At 35.7% G+C, this 2642-nt stretch carries 2 protein-coding genes; both read left to right on the top strand.

What is annotated here, in order from left to right; translation table 11 throughout:
* The first annotated feature begins 180 nt into the window (after positions 1-180).
* Positions 181-1728, top strand: a complete 1548-nt coding sequence (gene istA, locus ACN1CN_RS22670) for an IS21 family transposase (protein ID WP_419137950.1) — start codon at positions 181-183, stop codon at positions 1726-1728.
* Positions 1729-1744: 16 nt separating this feature from the next.
* On the top strand, positions 1745-2482 hold the full coding sequence (istB, locus tag ACN1CN_RS22665; protein WP_056251131.1) for an IS21-like element helper ATPase IstB: 738 nt from the start codon (positions 1745-1747) through the stop codon (positions 2480-2482).
* Positions 2483-2642: the final 160 nt, after the last annotated feature.

Below are 2642 nucleotides of genomic sequence, written 5' to 3'. Positions count from 1 at the left end.
TGGAAAAACCGGTCAATTTGACCACCTAATTCCGGAGTAAATTGACCACCCGTTCCGGAGCAAACTGACCACCTGATTCCGGAGCAAATTGACCACCAGGTTTTGTGGTTAATTAACGATTAAAAACTATTGATTTTTTCATGTTGTTAGAACCATACATTCGTTAAAAATATACGGATTATGGCAAACAAAATAACAGACATGAGTAAAATTAGAAAAGTAATTAAATTCTATTGTAATGGAAAGAGTAAGTTATTTATAAGTAGCTACTTATCCCTTTCAAGAAATACGGTAAAGAAATATATTTCTTTATTTGAAGTTCTTGGATTAAGCTTTGAATCAATCGACCAAAAAACCGATGCAGAGCTGGAACTTTTATTCTCCCAGACTAGTGTAGAGGCCATTAGCCCGAGATTACAGACACTTTATGATTTTTTCCCTAAAATGGAACGTGAACTAAAAAAAGTTGGCGTTACCGTACAGCATATGTGGGAACAATATATTGCTGTAAATCCTGATGGTTATCGAACTTCACAATTTCATTATCATTACAATATATGGGGCAAGCGAGTCAATCCGGTCATGCATATGAACCATAAGGCTGGTGATAAAATGTATGTTGATTATGCCGGAAAGACACTCTCAATTATTGATATAGATACCGGAGAAGTCAAAGAAGTACAATTTTTTGTAGCAATATTAGGCGCTAGCCAATACACGTATGCTGAAGCTTCCATGAGCCAGCAAAAGGAAAACTTTGTTGACTCAGTAGAGAATGCCATGCGCTTTTTTGAAGGTACTCCTGCTGCCATTGTTCCGGATAATTTAAAATCTGCAGTAATAAAAAGCAGTCGTTTTGAACCGACAATCAATGAAACCCTGGCTGATTTAGCAGAACACTACGAAACTACAATTTTACCTGCCAGAGCTTACAGACCCAGAGACAAATCATTAGTTGAAGGAGCTGTTAAGATATTATATCGAAGGATTTATGTAACCATAAAAGAAACCAAGTTCTTTTCTTTGGAAGAATTAAACCAGCAGATCTGGGATTTACTTGACTCTCATAATAACAGAAAACTAACAGGACGCCCTTATTCCCGCTTTGAATTATTTTTAGAAGACGAGAAAGAAAAACTGCGTCCACTGCCACAAGATCGTTTTGAAATTAAATACCAATCTTTTGCAACAGTAATGCAAAACGGTCATGTTCAATTAAGCCAGGACAAAAACTATTACAGCGTTCCGTATCAATATGTAAAAAAGAAAGCAAAGCTGTTATATACCAAATCAACGGTAGAGATTTATTATAAATACAATCGAATAGCTGTACATCCAAGAAACTACAAACCTTATGTCTATACAACAACCCCTGAGCATTTAGCCAGTACACATCAATTTGTAGCCCAATGGAGTGCTGCCCGCTTCATTGAATGGGCTAATAATATTGATGAGTCAGTAGGAGAATATATAATGCAGATAATCGAAAGCAGAAATCATCCGGAACAGGCTTATAAAAGTTGTTTAGGAATACTGAATTTTGAAAAGAAGGTAGGCAGACAGCGATTAATAAATGCCTGCAGGCGGGCACTTGATTTTAAAATTTACAATTTTAAGACCATACAAAATATTTTAGAAAACAACTTGGATCATATTGATTTTGATCAAGAACCTGAGCAGGAACTTCCTGATCACAGTAACATAAGAGGAAAACACTATTATAACTAAATTAAATCTTGAAAAAATGAATGAATCCACAGTAACCAAAATGAAACAAATGAAGCTTTATGGCATGTTTAATGCCTTTAAAACAGCCATTGAAAGCGGAAAAACAGATCATTATACCCTTGACCAGTTTGTATCGATGATTATTGATGCAGAATGGGATGAAAGGTACAATCGTCGTATTGAACGAAGTATCACTAATGCCAAATTCCATTACAAATCAAATATTGAAAGTATCAATTTTGATGTATCACGTAACCTGGACCGAAACATGGTACTGCGTCTGGCAGAATGCGAATTTATAGAGAAAAACGAAAACATTTTAATCACTGGAAGCACCGGTGTCGGTAAGAGTTATTTAGGTACTGCATTAGGTTATCAAGCCTGTATACAGGGTTTTAAGGTCAGTTATTTTAATACCTCAAAATTGTTCGCTAGACTAAAAATGGCTAAAGCAGATGGTACTTATCTGCGGGAACTTACCAAAATACAAAGACAGGATGTTATAATACTTGATGATTTTGGACTCCAGGCACTTGACAGCCATAATCGAATTACTCTTTTAGAGATCATAGAGGACAGGCATAATAACGGCTCTATAATCGTGACATCACAAATCCCAGTTCAGGGCTGGTATGATATAATTGGAGAAAAAACGATAGCCGATGCAATATTAGACAGACTTATACACCAATCTCATAGGCTTGAATTACATGGGGAATCGATGAGAAAGAAAAGAGGAATAAACAAAGAGTGATATTTTATTATATTTGAATACTAATTAACAGATGAAAAAATATAGTTTTTAATCAAAACGGAGGTGGTCATTTTGCTCCGGAATTAGGTGGTCATTTTGAACTGGAATCAGGTGCTCACTTTAAAACGGAATGGGGTGATCAATATAACCGGAATTTGCA

The organism is Flavobacterium sp. T12S277, from assembly GCF_048514875.1.
Classification (GTDB): domain Bacteria; phylum Bacteroidota; class Bacteroidia; order Flavobacteriales; family Flavobacteriaceae; genus Flavobacterium.
The sequence above is the reverse complement of the archived record's forward strand: the minus strand, read 5'-3'. Positions and strand labels throughout refer to the sequence as shown.

What these genes read in the sequence shown, in the direction of transcription:
- istB (WP_056251131.1), top strand. Translation starts at nt 1,745, where the DNA reads ATGAATGAATCCACAGTAACCAAAATGAAACAAATGAAGCTTTATGGC.
- istA (WP_419137950.1), top strand. Translation starts at nt 181, where the DNA reads ATGGCAAACAAAATAACAGACATGAGTAAAATTAGAAAAGTAATTAAA.